Source organism: Merdimonas faecis (assembly GCF_001754075.1).
GTDB classification, from domain to species: Bacteria; Bacillota; Clostridia; order Lachnospirales; family Lachnospiraceae; genus Merdimonas; species Merdimonas faecis.
Genome location: NZ_MIEH01000018.1, coordinates 194,062 through 216,599 on the forward strand (window position 1 = coordinate 194,062; position 22,538 = coordinate 216,599).

Annotated in this window: 22 protein-coding genes; all 22 read left to right on the plus strand. The window is 50.7% G+C overall.

Annotated features, from left to right (window positions below; translation table 11 throughout):
* Nucleotides 1–38 precede the first annotated feature (38 nt).
* The 22 genes from BKD12_RS09645 to BKD12_RS09750 all read left to right on the plus strand — a co-directional run bounded on the left by BKD12_RS09645 (nt 39) and on the right by BKD12_RS09750 (nt 22,529).
* Nucleotides 39–1,961, plus strand: a complete 1,923-nt coding sequence (locus tag BKD12_RS09645) for a DNA gyrase/topoisomerase IV subunit B (RefSeq protein ID WP_070089107.1) — start codon at nt 39–41, stop codon at nt 1,959–1,961.
* A gap of 94 nt (nt 1,962–2,055) precedes the next feature.
* Nucleotides 2,056–4,296, plus strand: coding sequence for a DNA gyrase/topoisomerase IV subunit A (locus tag BKD12_RS09650; RefSeq protein ID WP_070089108.1), 2,241 nt, complete (start codon nt 2,056–2,058; stop codon nt 4,294–4,296).
* A gap of 21 nt (nt 4,297–4,317) precedes the next feature.
* Nucleotides 4,318–5,142 (plus strand): NAD(+) diphosphatase, encoded by an 825-nt coding sequence (gene nudC, locus BKD12_RS09655; protein ID WP_070089109.1) that lies wholly within the window; start codon nt 4,318–4,320, stop codon nt 5,140–5,142.
* On the plus strand, nt 5,139–5,630 hold the full coding sequence (locus tag BKD12_RS09660) for a VanZ family protein (RefSeq protein WP_070089110.1): 492 nt from the start codon (nt 5,139–5,141) through the stop codon (nt 5,628–5,630). Before nudC ends, BKD12_RS09660 begins: the two co-directional genes overlap by 4 nt.
* Nucleotides 5,631–5,718: 88 nt before the next feature.
* On the plus strand, nt 5,719–6,855 hold the full coding sequence (locus BKD12_RS09665; RefSeq protein ID WP_070089111.1) for a 5-bromo-4-chloroindolyl phosphate hydrolysis family protein: 1,137 nt from the start codon (nt 5,719–5,721) through the stop codon (nt 6,853–6,855).
* 40 nt (nt 6,856–6,895) lie between these two features.
* Nucleotides 6,896–7,945 (plus strand): toxic anion resistance protein, encoded by a 1,050-nt coding sequence (locus BKD12_RS09670; protein ID WP_242872760.1) that lies wholly within the window; start codon nt 6,896–6,898, stop codon nt 7,943–7,945.
* A 120-nt stretch (nt 7,946–8,065) separates the two neighbouring features.
* Nucleotides 8,066–8,533, plus strand: a complete 468-nt coding sequence (locus tag BKD12_RS09675; RefSeq protein ID WP_070089112.1) for a ribosome maturation factor RimP — start codon at nt 8,066–8,068, stop codon at nt 8,531–8,533.
* A 21-nt stretch (nt 8,534–8,554) separates the two neighbouring features.
* On the plus strand, nt 8,555–9,760 hold the full coding sequence (gene nusA, locus BKD12_RS09680; RefSeq protein ID WP_070089113.1) for a transcription termination factor NusA: 1,206 nt from the start codon (nt 8,555–8,557) through the stop codon (nt 9,758–9,760).
* The gene (gene rnpM, locus BKD12_RS09685; protein ID WP_070089114.1) at nt 9,753–10,025 is read left to right on the plus strand and encodes an RNase P modulator RnpM; all 273 of its coding nucleotides are present in this window, start codon (nt 9,753–9,755) and stop codon (nt 10,023–10,025) included. Before nusA ends, rnpM begins: the two co-directional genes overlap by 8 nt.
* Nucleotides 10,012–10,326, plus strand: coding sequence for a L7Ae/L30e/S12e/Gadd45 family ribosomal protein (locus BKD12_RS09690; RefSeq protein WP_094078750.1), 315 nt, complete (start codon nt 10,012–10,014; stop codon nt 10,324–10,326). Before rnpM ends, BKD12_RS09690 begins: the two co-directional genes overlap by 14 nt.
* 24 nt (nt 10,327–10,350) lie before the next feature.
* Nucleotides 10,351–13,050: a translation initiation factor IF-2 gene (gene infB / locus BKD12_RS09695; RefSeq protein WP_083262922.1), complete on the plus strand. Its 2,700-nt coding sequence runs from the start codon at nt 10,351–10,353 to the stop codon at nt 13,048–13,050.
* A 36-nt stretch (nt 13,051–13,086) separates the two neighbouring features.
* Complete coding sequence (rbfA, locus tag BKD12_RS09700; protein ID WP_070089116.1) at nt 13,087–13,482, plus strand: 30S ribosome-binding factor RbfA; 396 nt, start codon at nt 13,087–13,089, stop codon at nt 13,480–13,482.
* Entirely contained in the window at nt 13,463–14,428 is a 966-nt protein-coding gene (locus tag BKD12_RS09705) for a DHH family phosphoesterase (protein WP_070089117.1), read from the plus strand. Before rbfA ends, BKD12_RS09705 begins: the two co-directional genes overlap by 20 nt.
* Nucleotides 14,428–15,357: a tRNA pseudouridine(55) synthase TruB gene (truB, locus tag BKD12_RS09710; protein ID WP_070089118.1), complete on the plus strand. Its 930-nt coding sequence runs from the start codon at nt 14,428–14,430 to the stop codon at nt 15,355–15,357. The genes BKD12_RS09705 and truB overlap by 1 nt, the downstream gene beginning before the upstream one ends.
* Nucleotides 15,358–15,376: 19 nt before the next feature.
* Entirely contained in the window at nt 15,377–16,297 is a 921-nt protein-coding gene (locus BKD12_RS09715) for a bifunctional riboflavin kinase/FAD synthetase (protein WP_070089119.1), read from the plus strand.
* 133 nt (nt 16,298–16,430) lie between these two features.
* A complete protein-coding gene (gene rpsO / locus BKD12_RS09720) occupies nt 16,431–16,697 on the plus strand; it encodes a 30S ribosomal protein S15 (protein ID WP_070089120.1) in 267 nt (88 codons plus the stop codon).
* 234 nt (nt 16,698–16,931) lie between these two features.
* Nucleotides 16,932–19,019 (plus strand): polyribonucleotide nucleotidyltransferase, encoded by a 2,088-nt coding sequence (locus tag BKD12_RS09725; RefSeq protein ID WP_070089121.1) that lies wholly within the window; start codon nt 16,932–16,934, stop codon nt 19,017–19,019.
* A 149-nt stretch (nt 19,020–19,168) separates the two neighbouring features.
* On the plus strand, nt 19,169–20,122 hold the full coding sequence (spoIIIAA, locus tag BKD12_RS09730) for a stage III sporulation protein AA (protein ID WP_070089122.1): 954 nt from the start codon (nt 19,169–19,171) through the stop codon (nt 20,120–20,122).
* Nucleotides 20,116–20,634, plus strand: a complete 519-nt coding sequence (locus BKD12_RS09735) for a stage III sporulation protein AB (RefSeq protein WP_070089123.1) — start codon at nt 20,116–20,118, stop codon at nt 20,632–20,634. Before spoIIIAA ends, BKD12_RS09735 begins: the two co-directional genes overlap by 7 nt.
* A gap of 48 nt (nt 20,635–20,682) precedes the next feature.
* Nucleotides 20,683–20,877 carry a stage III sporulation protein AC gene (spoIIIAC, locus tag BKD12_RS09740; RefSeq protein ID WP_070089124.1) on the plus strand — a complete coding sequence of 65 codons (195 nt, stop codon included), beginning with the start codon at nt 20,683–20,685 and terminating at the stop codon, nt 20,875–20,877.
* A gap of 27 nt (nt 20,878–20,904) precedes the next feature.
* Complete coding sequence (gene spoIIIAD, locus BKD12_RS09745) at nt 20,905–21,291, plus strand: stage III sporulation protein AD (RefSeq protein WP_070089125.1); 387 nt, start codon at nt 20,905–20,907, stop codon at nt 21,289–21,291.
* Nucleotides 21,288–22,529 (plus strand): stage III sporulation protein AE, encoded by a 1,242-nt coding sequence (locus BKD12_RS09750; protein ID WP_070089126.1) that lies wholly within the window; start codon nt 21,288–21,290, stop codon nt 22,527–22,529. The genes spoIIIAD and BKD12_RS09750 overlap by 4 nt, the downstream gene beginning before the upstream one ends.
* The last annotated feature ends 9 nt before the right edge of the window (nt 22,530–22,538 follow it).

Genomic DNA, 22,538 nt, shown 5'->3' on the forward strand with positions numbered 1-22,538 from the left:
TGCCTGCCGGAAGGCATGGAAGGAAAGGGAAGCAAGGAATGGCTAAAAAAAATACATATGATGCAGAAAGTATTTCTATATTAGAGGGATTGGAAGCGGTCCGGAAACGTCCGGGAATGTATATCGGAAGCGTATCTACCAAAGGGCTAAACCATCTGATTTATGAGATGGTGGATAATTCAGTGGACGAGCATCTGGCCGGGTTCTGCAGCGAGATCTATGTGATACTGGAGAAGGATGGCTCCGCGACGGTTTCCGATAACGGGCGAGGCGTGCCGGTGGATCTGCATGCGACAGGCGTATCGGCGGCGCGGGTAGTATATACAACACTGCACGCCGGGGGAAAATTTGATGATTCTGTTTATAAGACCAGCGGGGGTCTCCACGGCGTGGGATCTTCGGTGGTCAATGCATTATCCGCCTATATGGATGTGGAGATCAGCCGGGACGGGTGCATTTATCATGACAGATACGAGAGAGGCAAGCCGGTGATCGAACTGGAGGACGGACTTTTGCCGGTGATCGGGAAAACCAGAAAGACCGGTACCAAGGTAAATTTCCTGCCGGACGATACGATTTTTGAAAAGACCAGGTTCCGGGCGGAGGAGGTCAAGAGCAGGATGCATGAGACCGCTTATCTGAATCCGACCCTGACCATTATATTTGAAGACCGAAGGGGCGAACAGACAGAACATATCGAATATCACGAGCCGGATGGAATCCTGGGATTTATCCGGGAGCTGAACGAGAAGAAAGAGCTGATCCATGAGCCGGTATACTTCAAAGGCGAGGCTGATGGGATCGAGGTGGAGGCTGCGTTCCAGTATGTCAATGAATTTCATGAGAATGTGCTGGGCTTCTGCAATAACATTTATAACGCAGAAGGCGGTACGCACCTTACCGGATTTAAGACTACATTTACTACGGTGATCAATCAGTATGCCAGGGAGCTGGGAATCCTAAAGGAAAAGGATGCTAATTTTACGGGAGCGGATATCCGGAACGGGATGACGGCTATCGTGTCCATCAAGCATCCGGATCCGAGATTTGAGGGACAGACGAAGACAAAGCTGGACAACCCGGATGCATCGAAGGCGACCAGCAAGGTGACCAATGACGAGATCATCCGGTATTTTGACCGGAACATTGAAACCTTGAAAAAGGTGATCGGCTGTGCGGAAAAGGCGGCCAAGATCCGGAAGACAGAAGAGAGGGCAAAGACCAACCTTCTGACTAAACAGAAATATTCCTTTGACAGTAACGGAAAGCTGGCGAACTGTGAAAGCCGGGATCCGAAGAAATGCGAGATCTTCATCGTGGAGGGAGATTCCGCCGGCGGTTCTGCCAAGACCGCAAGAGACCGGATGTATCAGGCAATCCTGCCGATCCGCGGAAAGATCCTGAATGTAGAGAAGGCCAGCATCGATAAGGTCCTGGCCAATGCAGAGATCAAGACCATGATCAACGCCTTTGGCTGCGGTTTTTCCGAAGGGTATGGAAATGATTTTGATATCACAAAGCTTCGTTATGACAAGATCATCATCATGGCGGATGCGGACGTGGACGGCGCCCATATATCTACCCTGCTTTTGACTTTGTTTTACAGGTTTATGCCGGAACTGATCTACGAAGGGCATGTCTACATCGCCATGCCGCCGCTTTATAAAGCGATGCCGAAAAAGGGCGAGGAAGAGTACCTGTATGACGATAAGGCGTTGGAGCGGTACCGGAAGACCCACGACGGCTCCTTCACCCTGCAGCGGTACAAGGGACTTGGGGAGATGGACGCCGAGCAGCTCTGGGAGACAACCTTAAATCCTGAGACCCGTATCCTGAAACTGGTAGAGATCGAAGACGCCCGGATGGCCTCCAGCGTCACCGAGATGCTGATGGGCACAGAAGTGCCGCCCCGCCGGACATTCATCTACGAGAATGCCACCGAGGCGGAGCTGGATGTGTAAATAGGGACAGGGGGAAATGCAAAAAGGGACACCCTGATTTGCGGTTGGGGACGTAGACCAACGCAAAAGGGGTACGTCCCCAAAGGAGAATGTTATGCAAGATTCACAGATTATCAGAACTGAATATTCCGATGTGATGAAGAAGTCTTACATCGATTATGCTATGAGTGTGATCATTGCCCGGGCGCTGCCGGATGTGCGGGACGGGCTGAAGCCGGTGCAGCGGAGGACACTGTACGATATGCATGAGCTTGGAATCCGGTATGACAGGCCTTACCGGAAGTGTGCGCGTATCGTGGGGGACACTATGGGTAAATACCATCCCCACGGGGACAGTTCTATCTATGAAGCGCTGGTGGTGATGGCACAGGATTTTAAGAAGGGTATGACGCTGGTGGACGGGCACGGTAATTTTGGTTCCATTGAAGGCGACGGTGCAGCGGCCATGCGTTATACGGAAGCCAGACTTGAGAAACTGACTCAGGAAGTGTTTTTAAGCGACCTGGATAAGGATATCGTGGATTTCGTGCCGAACTTTGACGAGACGGAAAAAGAGCCGTCGGTGCTGCCGGTGCGTATTCCTAACCTGCTGGTCAACGGTGCGGAAGGAATCGCGGTCGGCATGGCTACCAGCATCCCTACCCACAACCTGGGCGAGGTGATCGATGCGGTAAAGGCCTACATGAAGAATGACGAGATCAGCACCAAACAGCTGATGCGGTATGTCAAGGGGCCGGACTTCCCCACAGGCGGCATCGTGATCAATAAAGACGAGCTGCCGGACATTTATGAATCCGGCACCGGAAAGATCAAGCTGCGCGGCAAGGTAGAGATTGAAGAGATGAAGGGCGGCCGGAAACGGCTGGTGATCACGGAAATCCCCTATACCATGATCGGGGCCGGGATCGGAAAGTTCTTAAATGATGTGATCGGCCTGGTGGAATCCAAGAAGACCAGCGATATCACAGACGTGTCCAACCAGTCTTCCAAAGAGGGCATTCGCATCGTGATCGAGCTGAAAAAAGGCGCCGATGTGGAAAACCTGACCAATATGCTCTACAAGAAGACACGGCTTGAGGACACCTTTGGCGTCAATATGCTCGCAGTGGCGAACGGCCGGCCGGAGACCATGGGCTTAAAGCAGATCATCGAGCACCATGTGGACTTCCAGTTCGAGCTTGCCACAAGAAAATATAAAACACTTCTGAAAAAGGAGCAGGACAAAAAGGAAATCCAGGAAGGCCTGATCAAGGCCTGCGACGTGATCGACCTGATCATCGAGATCCTGCGGGGCAGCCAGTCTGTAAAGGATGCGAAGGAATGTCTCACCAAAGGCGTGACAGAAAATATCAAGTTTAAATCCGGCATCTCCCGGAAGATGGCAGCCATGCTCCGGTTCACCGAGCGCCAGGCAACAGCCATCCTGGAAATGCGGCTGTACCGCCTGATCGGCCTGGAGATCGAGGCTCTGGTTAAGGAGCATGAAGAAACGCTGAAAAATATTGCCCGTTATGAGGATATTTTAAATAATTATGATTCCATGGCAGAGGTCATCATCCAGGATCTGGACAAGATCAAGGAGGAATTCGGACGGAAACGCCGGACTGTGATTGAAAACGGAGAAGAGGCAGTCTACGAAGAAAAGAAGATCGAAGAGCAGGATGTGATCTTCCTGATGGACCGCTTCGGATACGCCAGAACGATTGACGTCAGCACCTATGAGCGGAACAAAGAGGCAGCGGATTCCGAAAATAGGATTATCATCTCCTGCAAAAACACCGGGAAGATCTGCCTTTTTACCAACACCGGGAAGATGCACCAGATCAAGGTGCTGGATCTGCCCTTTGGAAAATTCCGGGATAAGGGCGTCCCGGTGGACAATGTCAGCAATTTTGACAGCACGAAGGAAGAGGCCGTGTATCTTTGCGACGCAGAGCAGATGCGTTATGCGAAGCTTCTTTTTGCTACGAAGCAGGGGATGGTCAAGAAGGTGGATGGCGCAGAATTTCAGGTTGCCAAGCGTACCATCGCAGCTACCAAGCTGCAGGAAGACGACCAGGTGGTAAGCGTTCAGGTGATCACAGATAATCAGAATGTGGTGCTGCAGACCAGGGAAGGCTATTTCTTAAGATTTATGGCAGAGGAAGTGTCAGAGAAGAAGAAAGGAGCTATCGGTGTGCGGGGCATCCGTTTGAAGAAAAAGGATGAACTGGAGCATGTATACCTGTTTGAGGAAGGAACAGAAGCCAAGGCAAAATACGGAGAAAAGGAAGTGACGCTGAACCGTCTGAAGATGGCGAAGCGTGACGGGAACGGAACCAAGACAAGGGGCTAAGGACGAGAGGATAGATGTGGAATGATTCAGGAGATCGCACCAAAACATTATGACAATGCATACCATCCCAGACCGCCAAGGGAGCAGGATCACATGCTCTTTTATGACGGCGGCAGGATCCTGGTAAAAAAGGAAGACGGCATCAGATATCCCACCTTCGCAGAAAGCGGTGCAGGGGAAAGTATTTATCTTTTCACCATTGATGAGGAAGGGTTTTACCTGGGCGACAGGTCGCTGGCAGAAGGACTGCTGGAAAAGGGATATGTCTTTGAAAATATCAGCATCCTGCGCCGGGGCGGCGCAAAATATCTTAGATTTGCGGGAGTCACCGGATGGCAGCTCTATAACTGGTACGAGAGCCGGAAGTTCTGTGGAAGGTGCAGCGCACTCATGGTGCAGGATGAAAAAGAGCGGATGATGCGCTGCCCTGAGTGCGGACTGATGGAATTCCCCAAGATCTGTCCGGCGGTGATCATCGGTGTGACAGACGGAGGCCGGATTCTGATGAGCAAGTACGCCGGACGGGAGTACAAAGCATATGCACTGCTTGCCGGATTTGCGGAGATTGGTGAGCCTATCGAGGATACAGTGCGAAGAGAGGTCATGGAGGAAGTAGGCTTACAGGTCAAAAATATTACATATTATAAAAGTCAGCCCTGGTCCTTTTCCGACACACTGCTCCTTGGCTTTTTCTGCGAGCTGGACGGTGAGGACAAGATCCGCCTGGATGAGCAGGAGCTTGCGCTGGCGGAGTGGGTGGAACGGAAGGATATTACCGTGGAGCCGGATGACTTAAGTCTGACCAATGAAATGATGCTGGCGTTTAAGAATGGAGACCGGGTATGAAAAAACAAACAGTGCTCCTCGTTTTTACCCTCTTATGGATGGCAGTGATCTTTGGTTTCTCAGCAAAACCGGCGGAGGAATCTGCGGATATGAGCCTGTCGGTGGGGAGATGGATCGGGCAGGCCTTTGTGCCGGCCTATGATGGCTGGGACGAAAGAAAGCAGGAGGCATTTGCAGAGAAGATCGACCACCCTGTGAGGAAATGTGCTCATGCCAGCGAATATGCGGTGCTGGGCATGCTCCTTGCGCCGCTTTTTCTGACATGGGGGACAGATAAAAATCAGAACCCGGCACAGGGAAAACGTATTCTGGCGGCAGCGGGGACGGGAATCCTCTATGCTGCCAGCGACGAATTTCATCAGCTTTTTGTGCCGGGCAGAAGCGGACAGATTACCGACGTGCTGATCGACAGCGGAGGACTGCTGGCCGGGATCCTTCTCGTGGTTCTGATCAAAAGCTTCTACATAAAACAAAGCCGCCGTTCCTGACGAATGTATTGTCCGTCGGCGGGATCCGTGCTACAATAACCATGACAAAAACAGGAAACGTATTTAGAAAAGCTGCTGGGAGGAGAACATGAGAAATCAGGATTGGGAACGGTTCGGGGAGGATATCCGAAGGACCGTACAGGATGCAGTAAATTCCGGAGATTTCCGCCGTCTGAACCAGACGGTGAGCGAGACTCTGGGAAGAGCCGCAGATGAGATCGATCAGGCTGTGGGACGCGCCGCCGGATACTGGCAGCAAAGGAAGCGGCCAATGCCTGAGCCACTGTATCGGAAAACAAAAGGGGTAAGCCTGAAAGGGGGCTTCTTTACAGCGGCCGGAGTCCTGATTGGTTTTGGAGGATTCCTGCTGGCAGTGTTCTGGGGGATCCGGACCGGTCTTGCTCCACTGACGGTTGCCTCTCTTGTGCTGATGTGCGGAGGATGGCTTCTTTTTGGACTGAGCAGAAAGCTTATGAAACGGATCCGGCATTTCCGGGAATATAATAAGATCATTGGAGAACGGGAGTACTGCAATGTAGAAGAACTGGCGGAAGGAACAGGACTTCCGGAGAAAAAGGTGAAAAAGGATCTTTTGTGGATGCTTGGCAAAGGCTGGTACCTGCAGGGGCAGATGAGTAAAGACGGAGCCTGCCTGATCACCAGTAGGAGAATGTACGAGCAGTACCGGAGGCTGGAAGAAGAACGCCGGATGCGGGAGGAAGAGGCGGCAGAGGACAGAAACAGAGAGAAAGCTGCCCGCGCACAGGAAGAAGAAAAGCGACAGAGCCTTTCGCCGGAGGTGCAGAAGGTACTGGAGGAAGGCGATGCTTATGTAAAAAAAATCCGAGCCTGCAACGATGCGATCCCCGGAGTAGAGATATCAGAAAAGATTGCCAGGCTGGAGCTTCTGACGGACCGCATCTTTGACCGGGTAGAGCAGAATCCGGGATCTGTATCGGATATCCGGAAGCTGATGGAATACTATCTTCCTACGGCGATCAAGCTATTGGAAGCCTATGAAGAGCTGGACGCCCAGCCGGTGGCAGGAGAAAATATTCTTTCATCAAAGGCTGAGATCGAGGCGACGCTGGATACGCTGAATGTGGCGTTTGAAAAAATACTGGACAGTCTGTTCCAGGATACGGCCTGGGATGTGTCCTCAGATATCTCTGTACTGAACACAGTCCTTGCACAGGAAGGGCTGAAAGAAAAGGGAGGAAAGTGATATGGCAATGGGAACGGCAAATGAATTTGAAGAACTGGCAATGGCTCCGGAGTTTCCCGACCCCGGACAGGCGCTTTCAGAAGATGAGCGGGCGGCAGTAGAGGAGCGTGCCCGTCAGATCGATCTGACAGATTCCTCGATGATCTTACAGTACGGAGCCGGAACGCAAAAGAAAATGGCGGATTTTTCCCAGAGCGCACTGGAAAATGTAAAGACCAAGGATCTGGGGGAAATCGGAGAACTGCTGTCAGATGTGGTAAAGGAGCTGAAGGATTTTGATGTAGATGAGGAAGAAAAAGGTTTCTTTGGCATATTCAAAAAAGCCTCCAACCGGGTCCAGACATTGAAAAACCGCTATTCTAAGGCTGAAACGCATATCAGTCAGATTGCCAGCACCCTGGAGGCTCACCAGCGTATGCTGCTGAAAGACGTGGCAATCCTGGATAAAATGTATGAGCTGAACCTGTCCTACTTTCGGGATCTAACCATCTATATCCTGGCGGGGAAAAAGAAACTGGGAGAAATGCGGGATGGGAAATTAAAAGAACTGATCGAGAAGGCGCATGCCAGCGGTCTTCCCGAAGACGCGCAGGCGGCAAAGGATCTGGAATCTCTCTGTATCCGGTTTGAGAAAAAAATCCATGACCTGGAGCTTACCAGGACCATTGCCATCCAGACGGCGCCCCAGATCCGCCTGGTACAGAGTAACGATACCCTGATGGCGGAAAAAATACAGTCCACGATCGTTAATACCATTCCCTTATGGAAGAGCCAGATGCTGCTGGCCCTGGGCGTGGAACACTCCGCACAGGCCGCGGCAGCCCAGAGGGAAGTGACAGACATGACCAATGAGCTGTTAAAGAAAAATGCGCAGAAGCTGAAAATGGCTACGATCGAGACTGCCCGCGAGACGGAAAGGGGAATCGTGGACATGGAGACTCTGAAGGCTACCAATGAGTCTTTGATTTCTGCGCTGGACGAGGTGCTGAAGATTCAGAAAGAGGGAAGAGCAAAACGGGCGGAGGCTGAGACGGAAATGGCGAAGCTTGAGCAGGAGCTTAAAACAAAATTGCTGGAGATCCAGGGATAATTTTGAAAAATGCCTTGATTTTGGCACATTTTGGTGCTATACTGCATATAGTTGCATAGTAATCGGCAGAAGAGTGAACGAAAAGTTCACTCTTCTTTGTTGATAAGGAGGAATTTTACATTGTCAAAAAGAGAAATTTACGAAGCAAAGACAGAAGCATTTCTGCAGCCGATCGTGGATGAGTATGGATTTGAACTGGTGGATGTCGAGTATGTAAAAGAAGGCGGCACCTGGTATTTAAGATCCTATATCGACAAACCGGGCGGGATCACGGTGGATGACTGTGAGATGGTAAGCCGGAGGCTTTCCGATATCCTGGACCGGGAGGATTACATCGACGAGGCCTATATCATGGAGGTAAGCTCTCCCGGCCTTGGACGTCCGCTGAAGAAGGAGAAAGACTTTAAGCGGAGCCTGGGCGAGGAAGTGGAGATCCGAACCTACCGGATGGTGGATAAAAAGAAGGAGTTTACGGGAATCTTAAAGTCTTATGACGAAAAGACCGTGACCATAGAGCTGGATGATACAACAGAGAAGACATTTGAAAAGGGCGACATTGCATTGATCCGCCTTGCATTTGATTTTTAAGGGAGATAGGAGGAGACCATCATGAACACAGAATTACTGGAAGCACTGAATATTTTAGAAAAAGAAAAGGATATCAGCAAGGAGACTATTCTGGACGCAATTGAGAATTCACTGCTGAACGCCTGTAAGAATCATTTCGGAAAGGCGGACAACATTAAGCTGATCATGGACCGGGAGACCTGCGATTATCAGCTTCTGGCAGAAAAGACAGTTGTAGAGGAGCCAGAAGATGAGCTGGAAGAGATCAGTCTGGAAAAGGCAAAAGAGATCGACAGCAAATATGAGCTGGGAGATGTGGTGCAGATTCCGATCGAATCCAAATCTTTTGGACGTATTGCCACACAGAATGCAAAGAACCTGATCCTGCAGAAAATCAGAGAAGAAGAGCGCAAGGTAGTGTATGATCAGTATTTTGAGAAAGAAAAAGACATCGTAACCGGCATCGTGCAGCGTTATGTCGGTAAAAATATCAGTATCAACCTCGGGAAAGCCGATGCTATGCTGACAGAAAATGAACAGGTGAAGGGTGAAGTATTCAAGCCTACGGAGAGGATCAAACTGTATGTAGTGGAAGTGAAGAATACAACCAAGGGGCCGAAGATCCTGGTGTCCAGGACGCATCCGGAACTGGTAAAGAGACTGTTCGAGGCAGAGGTTACGGAAGTGAAGGACGGTATCGTGGAGATCAAAAGTATTGCCAGAGAGGCCGGAAGCCGTACAAAGATCGCGGTGTGGTCCAATGACCCGGATGTGGATCCGGTAGGCGCATGTGTGGGAATGAACGGAGCCAGAGTCAATGCGATCGTCAGCGAGCTTCGTGGAGAGAAGATCGATATTGTCAACTGGAGTGACAACCCTGCTATTCTGATAGAAAACGCACTTAGTCCCGCTAAGGTTATTTCTGTCATGGCAGATCCGGATGAGAAGACGGCAAGTGTAATCGTGCCGGATTACCAGCTTTCCCTTGCTATCGGAAAAGAAGGACAGAATGCAAGGCTGGCGGCGAGACTGACCGGGTACAAGATCGATATCAAGAGCGAGACACAGGCGATCGAATCCGGAGAGCTGCCAGAGAACTATATGGAGTTGAGTGAAGGTGTGTACGAAGAAGAGTACGAAGAGCCTTACGATGATCTGGAGTATGAAGAAACAGATGGCTATGAGGAGTCAGACGATTACGAAGAGCCGTCTGAAGAGATAGAGACGGAAGGATGCGAAGATGAGTAAAAAGATACCTGTTCGCCGCTGTGTAGGCTGTCAGGAAATGAAAGGCAAAAAAGAAATGATCCGTGTGATCCGGACTCCGGAAGGAGATTTTCTCCTGGACGCCACCGGGAAAAAGAACGGACGGGGCGCATATCTTTGCCCCAGCAGGGAATGTCTTGATAAAGCAAGGAAAAATAAAGGGCTGGAGCGTTCTTTTAAACAGGCGATTCCGAAAGAGGTGTATGAGGCACTGGAAAAGGAGATGGAGGATATTGACGGGAAATAAAGTGTTGTCGCTAATAGGCCTGGCCACGAAGGCGGGGAAAACCGCGAGCGGAGAGTTCCTGACGGAGCGGGAAGTGAAGTCAGGAAAAGCCGCACTTGTGATCGTGGCAGGGGATGCGTCCGAGAATACAAAAAAGAAATTTCGGAATATGTGTGATTATTATAAAGTACCAATCTATTTTTATGAAGATAAAGATACCTTGGGGCATGCAATGGGAAAACAGTTCCGCGCATCTCTTGCAGTATTGGATGAGGGATTTGCAAAAGGAATCAGGAAACATTTGGACACGGAAGATAGCTAAAGTTGCATAGAGGAGGTAGATAGTATGGCAAAAGTGAAAATATATGAGCTTGCTAAGGAGCTGGGGGTGGAAAGCAAAGAAGTCATCGAGTTCCTTGGCAAAAAGAATATCGAAGTCAAGAGCCACAGCAGCGCCATTGAAGAGAATGAGGCACAGCTTGTGAAGCAGGAATTCTCAAAAAGTGAAGCGGCAAAAGAGGCGCCCAAGAAGAAAAATATCGTACATGTATTCCGTCCGCAGAACACCCAGAACGGCGGAAAACAGGGTAGAAGACAGGGAGGACGTCCGCAGGCCGGAGCCCGTCCGGCCATGCAGGGAAAACCGATGCAGGTCAATAACGGCCGTCCGGCAAAGAAGGCAGCGGCCCGTCCGACAGAAACCGCACCTGCAGAAGTAAAGAAAGAAGAATCAGTAAAGCAGGCAGCGCCGGTAAAACAGCCGGCACCGGCAAAGCAGCCAGCATCTGAAAAGGCAGAAAAGCCGGTACGGGAGCAGCGTCCGGCAGAGAAGCGCCCGGAGAGAAGCCAGGATGTGAAGCAGGAGCGCAGCGACCGCGGTGACAGAAACGGCGGAAGAAACGAGAGAAATGACCGTGGTGACAGAAGCGGCGGAAGAAATGAGAGAAATGACCGTGGCGACAGAAACGGCGGACAGTCAAGAGACGGCAGGAATGACCGCCGTCAGGGACGGGGCGCAGACCGTGACAGAGACGGAAGAGGCGAGAGATCCGACCGTCACCAGGGACGCAGGAATGGCGACCGTCAGGACAGACGGGGAGGCGCATCCTCTATCCCGGCGCCGTCCATGGAAGGTCAGAAACCGCAAAGATCCAAGGGCAAAGGAAAAGACGACTATAAAAAGAAAGATTACCGCAGAGATGACGACGATGACAGAATGAACAAGGGCAAGAAGAAAAACGAGCCTAAGCAGCAGATGCAGAAGCCTCAGCAGAAGGAGCAGAAGGTGGAAGAAGTAAAATCCATCGTGATTCCGGAGGTCCTGACCATCAAGGAGCTGGCAGATAAGATGAAGGTCGTTCCGTCTGTGATCGTAAAGAAGCTGTTTATGCAGGGCAAAGTGGCTACTGTGAACCAGGAGATCGATTACGAGACCGCAGAAGAGATTGCACTGGAATTTGATGTTCTGTGTGAGAAGGAAGAAGTAGTAGACGTGATCGAGGAACTCTTAAAGGAGGACGAAGAAGACGAAAGCAAGATGAAGAAGCGTCCGCCGGTAGTCTGTGTCATGGGTCACGTAGACCACGGAAAAACCTCTCTTCTGGATGCAATCCGTCACACCAATGTGATCGACAGAGAGGCCGGAGGAATCACACAGCATATCGGCGCCTATGTGGTAGAGGTGAACGGGGAGAAGATTACCTTCCTGGATACACCGGGACACGAGGCGTTTACGGCTATGCGTATGCGTGGTGCAAGCTCTACAGATATTGCGATTCTGGTTGTTGCTGCCGATGACGGTGTGATGCCGCAGACGGTAGAAGCGATCAACCATGCGAAAGCAGCCGGAGTCGAGATCGTAGTGGCTGTCAACAAGATCGATAAGCCGAGTGCGAATATCGACCGTGTAAAACAGGAACTGGCAGAGTATGAACTGATTCCGGAAGACTGGGGCGGAAGCACCATCTTCGTTCCGGTGTCTGCTAAGACCGGAGAGGGCCTGGAGGATCTGATGGAAATGATCGTCCTGACCGCGGAAGTTATGGAACTGAAAGCCAATCCGAACCGCCGTGCCCGTGGACTGGTGCTGGAGGCAGAGCTTGATAAGGGCCGTGGATCTGTAGCGACAGTTCTGGTACAGAAAGGAACCCTGCGGGTGGGAGACGCTATCGCAGCCGGAAGCGCTCACGGAAAAGTCCGCGCCATGATGGACGACAAGGGCCGTCGTGTAAAAGAGGCAGGTCCGTCCATGCCGGTAGAGATCTTAGGACTGAACGACGTGCCGAATGCAGGCGAAGTCTTTGTCTGCTGCCCGAATGATAAAGAAGCCAGACATTTTGCAGAGACCTTCATTTCTCAGGGCAAGGTCAAACTGCTGGAAGAGACTAAGAGTAAACTTTCCCTGGATGACCTGTTTACACAGATCCAGGAAGGAAACTTAAAAGAACTGGGCATCGTAGTAAAAGCCGATGTTCAGGGATCTGTAGAAGCGTTGAAGCAGAGCCTTCTGAAGCTGTCCAATGATGAAGTTGTGGTGAAGATCATCCATGGAGGAGTCGGTGCCATCAACGAATCTGACGTAAGCCTTGCATCTGCATCCAATGCGATTATCATCGGATTTAATGTACGTCCGGATGCTACCGCAAAAGAGACAGCGGACCGTGAAGGCGTGGACATCCGCCTGTACCGTGTCATCTACAATGCGATCGAGGATGTGGAAGCTGCCATGAAGGGTATGCTGGATCCGGTATTTGAAGAGAAGGTACTGGGACACGCGGAAGTCCGTCAGCTGTTCAAGGCTTCCGGAGTGGGAACCATTGCCGGATCCTATGTGCTGGACGGAACCTTTGAACGGGACTGCCAGGCAAGGATCTTAAGAGACGGCGTGGTAGTATACGAGGGCAGTCTTGCTTCCTTAAAGAGATTCAAGGATGATGTAAAAGAAGTAAGATCAGGCTATGAGTGTGGTTTTGTATTCAATAATTTCAATGATGTGAAAGAAGGAGACCAGGTAGAAGCATTCAAGATGGTAGAGATCCCAAGATAGGGATTTCCTGCCGTCTGTATGAAAGAGGGATGGATCATGAGAAAAAGAAGTATTAAGAACACCCGGGTGAACACGGAAGTACAGCGGGAACTGAGCAGCATCATACGAAGCGGCATCAAGGATCCCCGCGTGGCGCCCTGGACCTCGGTGGTAGCGGCGGAGGTTGCGCCGGACCTTAAGACCTGTAAGGCATACATCAGTGTGCTCGGGGATGAGGAGGAGCAGAAGAATACGATCGAAGGGCTAAGAAGCGCAGAAGGGTTCATCCGCAGAGAACTGGCCAGAACTCTGAATATGCGTAATACCCCGGAGATTCATTTTGTTCTGGATCAGTCCATCGAGTATGGCGTCAACATGTCAAAGAAGATTGAAGAAGTGACGAAGGGTATGACGACAGCAGAAGGTGAGAATGATGTTGAAGAAGATAATTAAAGATGCCGCCTCGATCGCGATCGGCGGACATATCAGGCCGGACGGGGACTGTGTAGGTTCCTGTCTGGGCCTGTATCAGTATCTGACGGAAAACGAGACGGAAAAACAGGTGGATGTGTATCTGGAGGAGATCCCGGATGCCTACGCCGCCTATGTCCCGGATGGAGTGGTGCGCCATCAGATCCCGGAGGGAAAGGTCTATGATCTTTTCATCTGCCTGGACTGCGGTGATGAAGAAAGACTTGGCTTTTCTAAGGCACTGTATGAGCAGGCCATTCATACATGCTGCATCGACCATCATGTCAGCAATGAAGAATTTGCAGAGTATAATCATATTGTCCCGGATGCCAGCTCCACATCAGAGCTGGTGTACGACCTTCTGGAATACGAAAAGATTTCCAAAAAGACAGCGGAGCTTCTCTATCTGGGGATCGTCCATGACACCGGCGTGTTCCAGTATTCCTGTGCGGGGCCGTCTACATTCCGTGCGGCGGCAAAGCTTCTGGAAAAGGGCGTGGATGCGCCAAAACTGATCCAGGACACATATTATGAAAAGAGCTATGCGCAGAACCAGATCCTGGGCCGGGCGCTTTTGGAGAGCATCGTCTTTATGGATGGAAAGTGCATTGCCTCCTATATTACCAAAAAGACCATGGATTTTTATGGAGTGAAGCCAAAGGATCTGGACGGTATCGTAAGCCAGATGCGTGTCACGAAAGGCGTGGAGGTAGCAATCTTCATGTATGAGACAGACGCTTCTGTCTATAAGGTCAGCTTAAGATCCAAGGAAAAGGTGGATGTAAGCCGGATCGCAGCCTACTTTGGCGGCGGCGGCCACGCAAAGGCAGCCGGTTTTTCCATGGCGGGAACGCCTCATGACGTTCTGAACAATCTGGCAGGGCAGATGGAAGCACAGCTTTTGGAAGAAGAGGCAGAAGAAGCGTGATGGTACATGGAATCCTGAATGTATATAAAGAAAAAGGGTATACTTCCCACGATGTGGTGGCGAAGCTAAGAGGAATCATCGGCCAGAAAAAGATCGGCCATACCGGAACTCTGGATCCGGATGCCGAAGGGGTGCTTCCTGTATGCCTGGGAAAGGCGACAAGGCTGTGTGATCTTCTGACGGAGAAGGAAAAAACCTATGAGGCCGTACTTCTCCTTGGCAGGACCACGGACACCCAGGATACCACCGGGGAAACCCTGGCTGTCTCGGACACGGAGCATCTTACGGAAGAAGAGGTGCGCCGGGCGGTCCTTTCTTTTCAGGGGACTTATCCCCAGGTGCCGCCCATGTATTCGGCACTCAAAGTAAACGGGAAAAAGCTTTATGAGCTGGCACGGGAAGGGAAGACCGTTGAACGAAAGCCCCGCATGGTCACCATCTACGGAATCGAGATCCTCTCGGCTGATCTTCCGAGAGTCCGGATGGAAGTGAAGTGCTCCAAGGGAACCTACATCCGCACCCTGTGCCAGGACATCGGGGAAAGCTTGGGATGCGGGGGATGTATGGAGGAGCTTTTGCGGACCCGGTCGGGAATGTTTGAGATCGGCGAGAGTATGAAGCTTTCCGAGATCAGCAGAAGAAAGGAAGAGGGCACGCTGAATGAAAAGATCCTGAAGGTGGATCAGGTTTTCCGGAATCTTCCGGCGGTGTCTGTAAAAAGCGAGTGGGAAAAGCTGGCCAGAAACGGCGGTAAGCTGCCAGATCAGGCTGTGGAATGGATGATTCCCGGCGGATCAGAGCTTTCGGACAGACAGGGGCAGGTAAGGCTTTATGATATGTCCGGACAGTTTATTGCTCTGTATGCATGGGAAGATATGGGAAAAAGTCTCGGGATTGTTAAGATGTTTTTCCCGGAAAAAGAAAGTTAGAGGATAAAGAGGGTATCATATGCAGTATATCAAAGGGCTGTCGCAATATGAAAGTGACAGAGAATCAGCAGTGACTTTCGGGAAATTTGACGGTCTCCATAAGGGGCATCAGAAATTAGTCTCGAAGGTCCGGGAATTAAGCAAAGAAAATAACGTCAACAGTATTGTCTGCGCGTTTGATATGCATCCTTTGTGGGAACGGATCTCGGCTGTTCCGCAGATTATCATGGACAAGCGGGAACGTGAACTTCACCTTGCCGGGCAGGTGGATTTTCTGGTGGATTGCCCGTTTACAACAAAGTTCAGCCAGATGAGCGCAGAAGCGTTTATTGAAGAAATTATCTGCGGACTGTTCCATGCAAGGTTTGTGGTTGTGGGAACTGATTTCCGGTTTGGATATGAAAAAAGAGGCGATGTCCATATGCTGGCGGATTATGCAAAGAGGTATGGATACCAGCTTTTTGTGATAGAAAAGGAACGGTATCAAGACCGCATCATCAGCAGTACCTACATTAAGGAGGTACTGCGGGAAGGCGATGTGGAAAAAGCGAAAGAAATGCTGGGCTATCCCTATGGAGTAGATGGTGTGGTAGAGCACGGGAAACGGCTGGGGCGTACCCTTGGGTTCCCGACGGTAAACCTTCACTGGCCGGCAGACAAGATCGTTCCGCCCAATGGAGTCTATTTCAGCGATGTCCGGATTGGAGGGGATCGGTACCATGCGATTTCCAATGTAGGAGTAAAGCCTACCGTATCAGACGGGGAAAGACTTTTGGTAGAGAGCTTTCTGTTTGGCTATCAGGGAGATGCGTATGGAAAGGAGATCCTTGTGGAGTTTTTGAAATACCGGCGTCCGGAGAGAAAATTTGAAAGTGTGGATGAATTAAAGAGGGCTGTCAGCCAGGATCTGGATGCAGGACGCAGGTTTTTTAGAGCCTGAGAGGAAATTATCTTTACATTGGGAGAACCCTGTGTTATACTAACCGAGTGTGAAAGCCGATATCCGGTGACAGGATCACTCCGACCGTCACTTAATATCCGGCGTTTTTAAGAGAATAAAGGAGGAAAAGAACATGATCACAAAGGAACAGAAAGAACAGATTATCAGAGATTATGGAAGAACTGAAGGAGATACAGGTTCACCGGAGGTTCAGATTGCGATCCTGACAGCTAGAATCAACGATCTGACAGATCATTTCAAGGCAAATCCAAAGGATCATCACTCCAGAAGAGGTCTTTTGAAGATGGTAGGACAGAGAAGAGGTCTTCTTGCTTACCTGAGAAAGAAAGATATCGAGAGATATCGTGCTCTGATCGAGAAACTTGGTCTGAGAAAATAAGGACAAAAAAACAAAAAGCTGCCGTGTCTGTAATAGAATACGGCAGCTTTTATCAATTTTGTAGTGGAACATTTTTATACAATATGCTATAATATTTAAGATTGCGGGCAGCCGTGTAAGAACCGAGACCACTGAAAAGGACATTTGAGAAACTGCGGATTTTCTCCGGTGTTTTTTTCAGTAGTTTCGGTGCGTGGACGGCCCGCAGGAAATATTTGTTAAAAGGAGAACATTATGTACAAAAAGTATGAGATGGAGCTGGCCGGAAGGACTCTGCGCGTAGATGTGGACAGAGTAGCAAAGCAGGCCAATGGAGCAGTGCTGATGCACTATGGCGACACGACAGTTCTGTGTACGGCTACAGCATCCGAAAAGCCAAGAGAAGGGATTGACTTTTTTCCTTTAAGTGTAGAATACAATGAGCGTATGTACGCAGTAGGAAAGATCCCGGGAGGATTTAACAAGCGTGAGGGTAAGGCGTCCGAGAATGCCATCCTGACCTGCCGCGTGATCGACCGTCCTATGCGTCCGCTATTCCCGAAGGATTACCGCAATGACGTGACGCTGGAAAATCTGGTGCTCTCCGTTGATCAGGACTGCTCACCGGAGCTGACTGCGATGCTGGGCGCGGCTATTGCAACCAGTATTTCTGATATTCCGTTTGACGGACCGATCTCAGCTACACAGGTAGGTCTGGTAGACGGAGAATTCGTGTTTAACCCGACAGAAGCACAGAAGACCGTTTCTGACCTGTCACTTACTGTGGCATCTACCAAAGAAAAGGTGATCATGATCGAGGCGGGCGCCAATGAGGTGCCGGAGCAGCAGATGATCGACGCTATCTTTGCGGCTCATGAGCTGAACCAGAAGGTGATCGCTTTCATCGAGACGATCGTGGCAGAATGTGGCAAGCCAAAGCATGCTTATGAAAGCTTTGCGGTTCCGGAAGAATTGTTTGCGGCTATCCGTGAGATCGTTCCGCCGGCTGAGATGGAAGAAGCGGTATTTACGGATGACAAGCAGACCAGAGAAGAAAATATCCGTCAGATCACAGATAAATTAGAGGAAGCATTTGCTGAGAACGAAGAGTGGCTCTCCGTGCTTGGCGAGGCAGTTTATCAGTACCAGAAGAAGACAGTGCGCAAGATGATCTTAAAGGATCACAAGCGTCCGGATGGACGTGCCATCGATGAGATCCGTCCGCTGGCGGCTGAAGTAGATCTGATCCCGAGAGTTCATGGCTCTGCCATGTTTACCCGCGGACAGACACAGATCTGCAATATCACTACTCTGGCGCCGCTTTCTGATGCACAGAGACTGGACGGACTGGATGAGACCGAGACGTCCAAGAGATATATGCACCACTATAACTTCCCGTCCTATTCTGTAGGCGAGACCAGACCTTCCAGAGGTCCGGGACGCCGTGAGATCGGACACGGAGCGCTGGCAGAGCGTGCGCTGATTCCGGTACTGCCGGATGAGGCTACATTCCCTTACGCGATCCGTACCGTATCTGAGACCTTCGAGTCCAACGGCTCTACCTCACAGGCCAGCGTGTGTGCTTCCTCCATGTCACTGATGGCGGCCGGTGTGCCGATCAAGAGCGCAGTGGCTGGTATTTCCGCCGGACTGGTGACCGGAGAGACAGATGATGATTATCTGGTGCTTACCGATATCCAGGGACTGGAAGACTTCTTTGGAGATATGGACTTTAAGGTTGCCGGAACCCACAAGGGAATCACGGCTATCCAGATGGATATCAAGATCCACGGACTGACCAGACCGATCATCGAGGAAGCTATCGCAGCAACCAAAAAAGCAAGAACCTACATTATAGATGAAGTAATGAATAAAGCCATCGCTGAGCCGAGACCGGAGGTGGGTGAGTATGCACCGAAGATCATCCAGATGCAGATCGATCCACAGAAGATCGGTGACGTGGTAGGACAGAGAGGAAAGACCATCAACGCTATCATCGAGCAGACCGGCGTGAAGATCGATATCGAAGACGACGGATCCGTATCCATCTGCGGCACTGATGCAGACGGCATGGAGCAGGCAAGAAAGCTGATCCACATTATCGTTACCGATTTCGAGGCCGGACAGGTGTTGGAAGGAAAGGTCATCAGCATCAAAGAATTCGGCGCATTCCTGGAATTTGCTCCGGGTAAAGAAGGAATGGTACACATCTCCAAGCTTTCCAAAGAAAGAGTAGGGCGTGTAGAAGATGTGCTGACACTGGGAGACGTGGTCAAAGTCGTTTGCCTTGGCAAAGACAAAATGGGAAGATTCTCCTTCAGCATGAAGGACGTAGCAGAATAAAGCCCAAAAGGGACAGGGTATTTTCCAATTAGGGACACCCGATATTGCGATTGGGGACGTACACTTTTTGCAAAAGTGTACGTCCCCAATTTGTTTGCATATTTTTCCTGCCTCTTCATATACATGGAGATAAAGAGGTGGACAAAGATATGCGGGAAGATCAGATTTTACATGTGCTGCCGCGCGGTGTGCGTGGTCTGCTGACAGGAAAGAGGCTTAAATATGAGTATCTGCAGGAGATAAGGCTTCGAACTGGGAAACCGCTTCTGTTGATTTATCAGGGGCGTGAGATGATGCTGCACAATCAGCGGGACCGCCCGTATCTGGTGACGGAGGCGGATATGCGGGAGACGCTGGAATATATCAGCAATTACTCTCTTTATGCCTATGAGCAGGAAATGAAGCAGGGATTTATTACAATTGAAGGAGGACACAGAGTAGGAATGGCGGGACAGGTGATCCTGGAAGATGGACATGTGAAAAATCTGAAATATGTATCTTCCGTTAATGTGAGAATGTCTCATGAGGTGCAGGGGTGTGCGGACCGGATCTTTCCTTATCTTGTGCAGGAAAAGGAAATCTGCCATACACTTCTGGTATCACCTCCGAGATGTGGGAAAACAACGCTTCTCCGGGATCTGATCCGTCAGATTTCAGATGGAAATGCCTGGATTTCCGGAAGGACGGTGGGGGTCGTGGACGAGCGTTCCGAGCTTGGTGGCTGCTGGCGCGGCGTGGCGCAGAATCATCTGGGGAAGCGTACCGATATTCTGGATGGCTGCCCCAAAGCCGAAGGGATGATGATGCTGATCCGGTCCATGGGGCCGGAGGTGATAGCGGCAGATGAGATCGGCAGCCCGGAGGATGTACATGCCATGGAATATGCCATGCACTGCGGATGCAGGATTCTGGCGACGGTCCATGCCGGATCCATGGAGGAACTGAGGCGAAAGCCACTGCTGCAGCAGCTGGTCCGAAAGGGCAGCTTTGAGCGGTATGTACTGCTGGGAAACCAAAAACGAGTTGGCCAGGTACAGGGCATATATGATGAGAGGGGGAGCCTTTTGTACCGGGAGGAATTGCCCGGCGAACAGGCATGTTAAAGCTGGCAGGCAGTCTCCTGATCATCGGGGCTACTACGCTATGGGGTATGGCAGCGGCGGAACGGCTGCGGGAGCAATATGAGCAGATGCGCCTGTTACAGTCTCTTTTATATGCGCTGCGCAGTGAGATCCTGTATGCCAGATCTTATCTGGAGGAAGCTTTTGCGAAAATCGGCGAGTCGGCTCCAGAGCCTTACCGGGGATGGCTCCTTGGAATGTCAGAGATAATGCGCCAAAAGTCAGGCGTTCCTTTCTGCCAGATCTGGAGCGGAGGAATACAAGAGTCTCTTCGGGAATCCGGGCTTGAACAAGAAGAGAAGGATAAACTGTCTGAGATAGGAAAAAGACTCGGCAATGCGGACATGGAAGCGCAGATCCGGTCTTTGGATCTGTATCTGGAGGAACTAAAGAAATCAATGGAAGAGAAGAGGGAGGGGATGAAGACCAGGATCCGGCTGTGCCACTGCCTTGGCGTCATGAGCGGGATATTCCTCACCATCTTGCTGGTATAAATATTTTGCTGATGGAAATAGAAAATCAGCGGACAAGAGGAGGCATCCATGGATATCAGTCTGTTATTTAAAATAGCGGCGGTAGGCATCCTGGTATCGATCCTGAGCCAGGTGCTGAAGCACAGCGGGAGAGAGGAGCAGGCATTTTTGACCAGCCTGGCAGGGCTTTTGCTGGTTCTGTTCTGGATTGTGCCGTACATCTATGATCTGTTTGAGTCGATCCGGCGGCTGTTTTCACTGTAAAAGTGACAGAAAGGAAGGGGAAGGCATATGGATATGATGCAGATCGGAATCCTGGGAGTGGCAGGAGTCCTGCTGGCGGTTCAGTTCAAAAGCGGAAAATCCGAATATGGGATCTATCTTAGCGTGGCATTGAGTCTTTTCATTTTTCTGGCAGTCATCGGGCAGCTTTCGGTCATGGTGGACGCACTTTCGGTGATCGGAGAGTATATAAGGATGGACACGGCCTATATCAGTACGCTGATCAAAATGATCGGGATTACATATGTGGCGGAATTCTCCTCCGGGATCTGTAAGGATGCGGGATACCAGACCATAGCGGTGCAGATTGAAATATTCGGGAAGCTTATGATCCTGGTACTCAGTATGCCGATTCTTACAGCCCTACTTGACACAATCCGGGAATTTTTGTCATGAAAAGAAAAATGTGGAAAAAGGTAGGAAGAGCCCTGGCCGGACTATTGGGGCTGCTGGTATCTCTGTCCGTTTGTGTCTGGGGGCTTTGGACTCCGCTTCCCGTCCTGGCCGGAGATGCGGGGAAGGAAACGGGACAGACAGAGGAGACAAAAGAGGAAGAAATTCAGGGGGCAGATGAAAGAGAGATACAGGAAGAAATCCTCTCCCGGTTTGACTTTGATGAAATTGACGCATCGTTAAAGGAATTATTTCCGGAAGAACGCCTGGAGTTCCGGAGTGTGCTGGAGGACGTGCTTTCCGGAGACCTTACTCTGACGGCGGAGCTGTTCAATCAGCTGATAGCTGATCAGTTTACCTATGCGGTCCGCACCGGAAAGGATCAGCTGGTCCACATGCTGATGATTGCGTTGATCGCAGCAGTATTCAGCAACTTTTCCAAGGTTTTCCAGAGCAGGCAGCTATCGGAGATTAGTTTTTATGCGCTGTATCTTCTTATGATCGCACTGGCGCTGAATACCTTCTCGGCGGTGACAAAATGGGTCGAGAGCGGGATAGAGGCGCTGACATCTTTTATGGGTGTGTTCTGTCCTTTGTATTTTGCGGCAGTGGCAGTGGCAAAAGGCAGTGTGACGGCTGTGGCTTTTTATCAGCTGGTACTGTTTCTCATCTATCTGGTGGAGCTTTTGATCAGCAGTATCCTTCTGCCGGCAATCCATATTTATATGCTGGTCCGTGTGCTGAATGACCTGTCCCTGGAAGGGTATCTGACAAAGTTTGCGGAGCTGATCGAGCTATGCGTATCCTGGAGTCTGAAAACCCTGCTGGCATGCGTGGTGGGGATCAATGTGATACAGGGGATGATCAGTCCTGCTATCGACTCTGTCAAAAGAAGCATCCTGACCCGGGGTGCGGAGGCGATCCCCGGAGTAGGCGACGCGCTGGGCGGCATGGCGGAAGTAGCTGTGGGAACGGCGGTATTGGTAAAAAACGGGATTGGCATGACCGGTGCGCTGATCTGTGTATCGCTGTGTCTGGTGCCCCTGATCCAGGTGGCCTGTGTGGCACTTTTATATAAACTGGCGGCGGCAGTGATCCAGCCGGTGTCTGATCCCAGGATCACAGGCTGTGTGGAGACAGTGGGAGAAGGCGTAAGGCTTCTTATGCGGGTCGTCTTTACAACGGGGGTGCTGTTCCTTCTGACAGTAGCAGTAGTCTCCGCGGTTACAAGCAGCACATAGGGAGGAAGA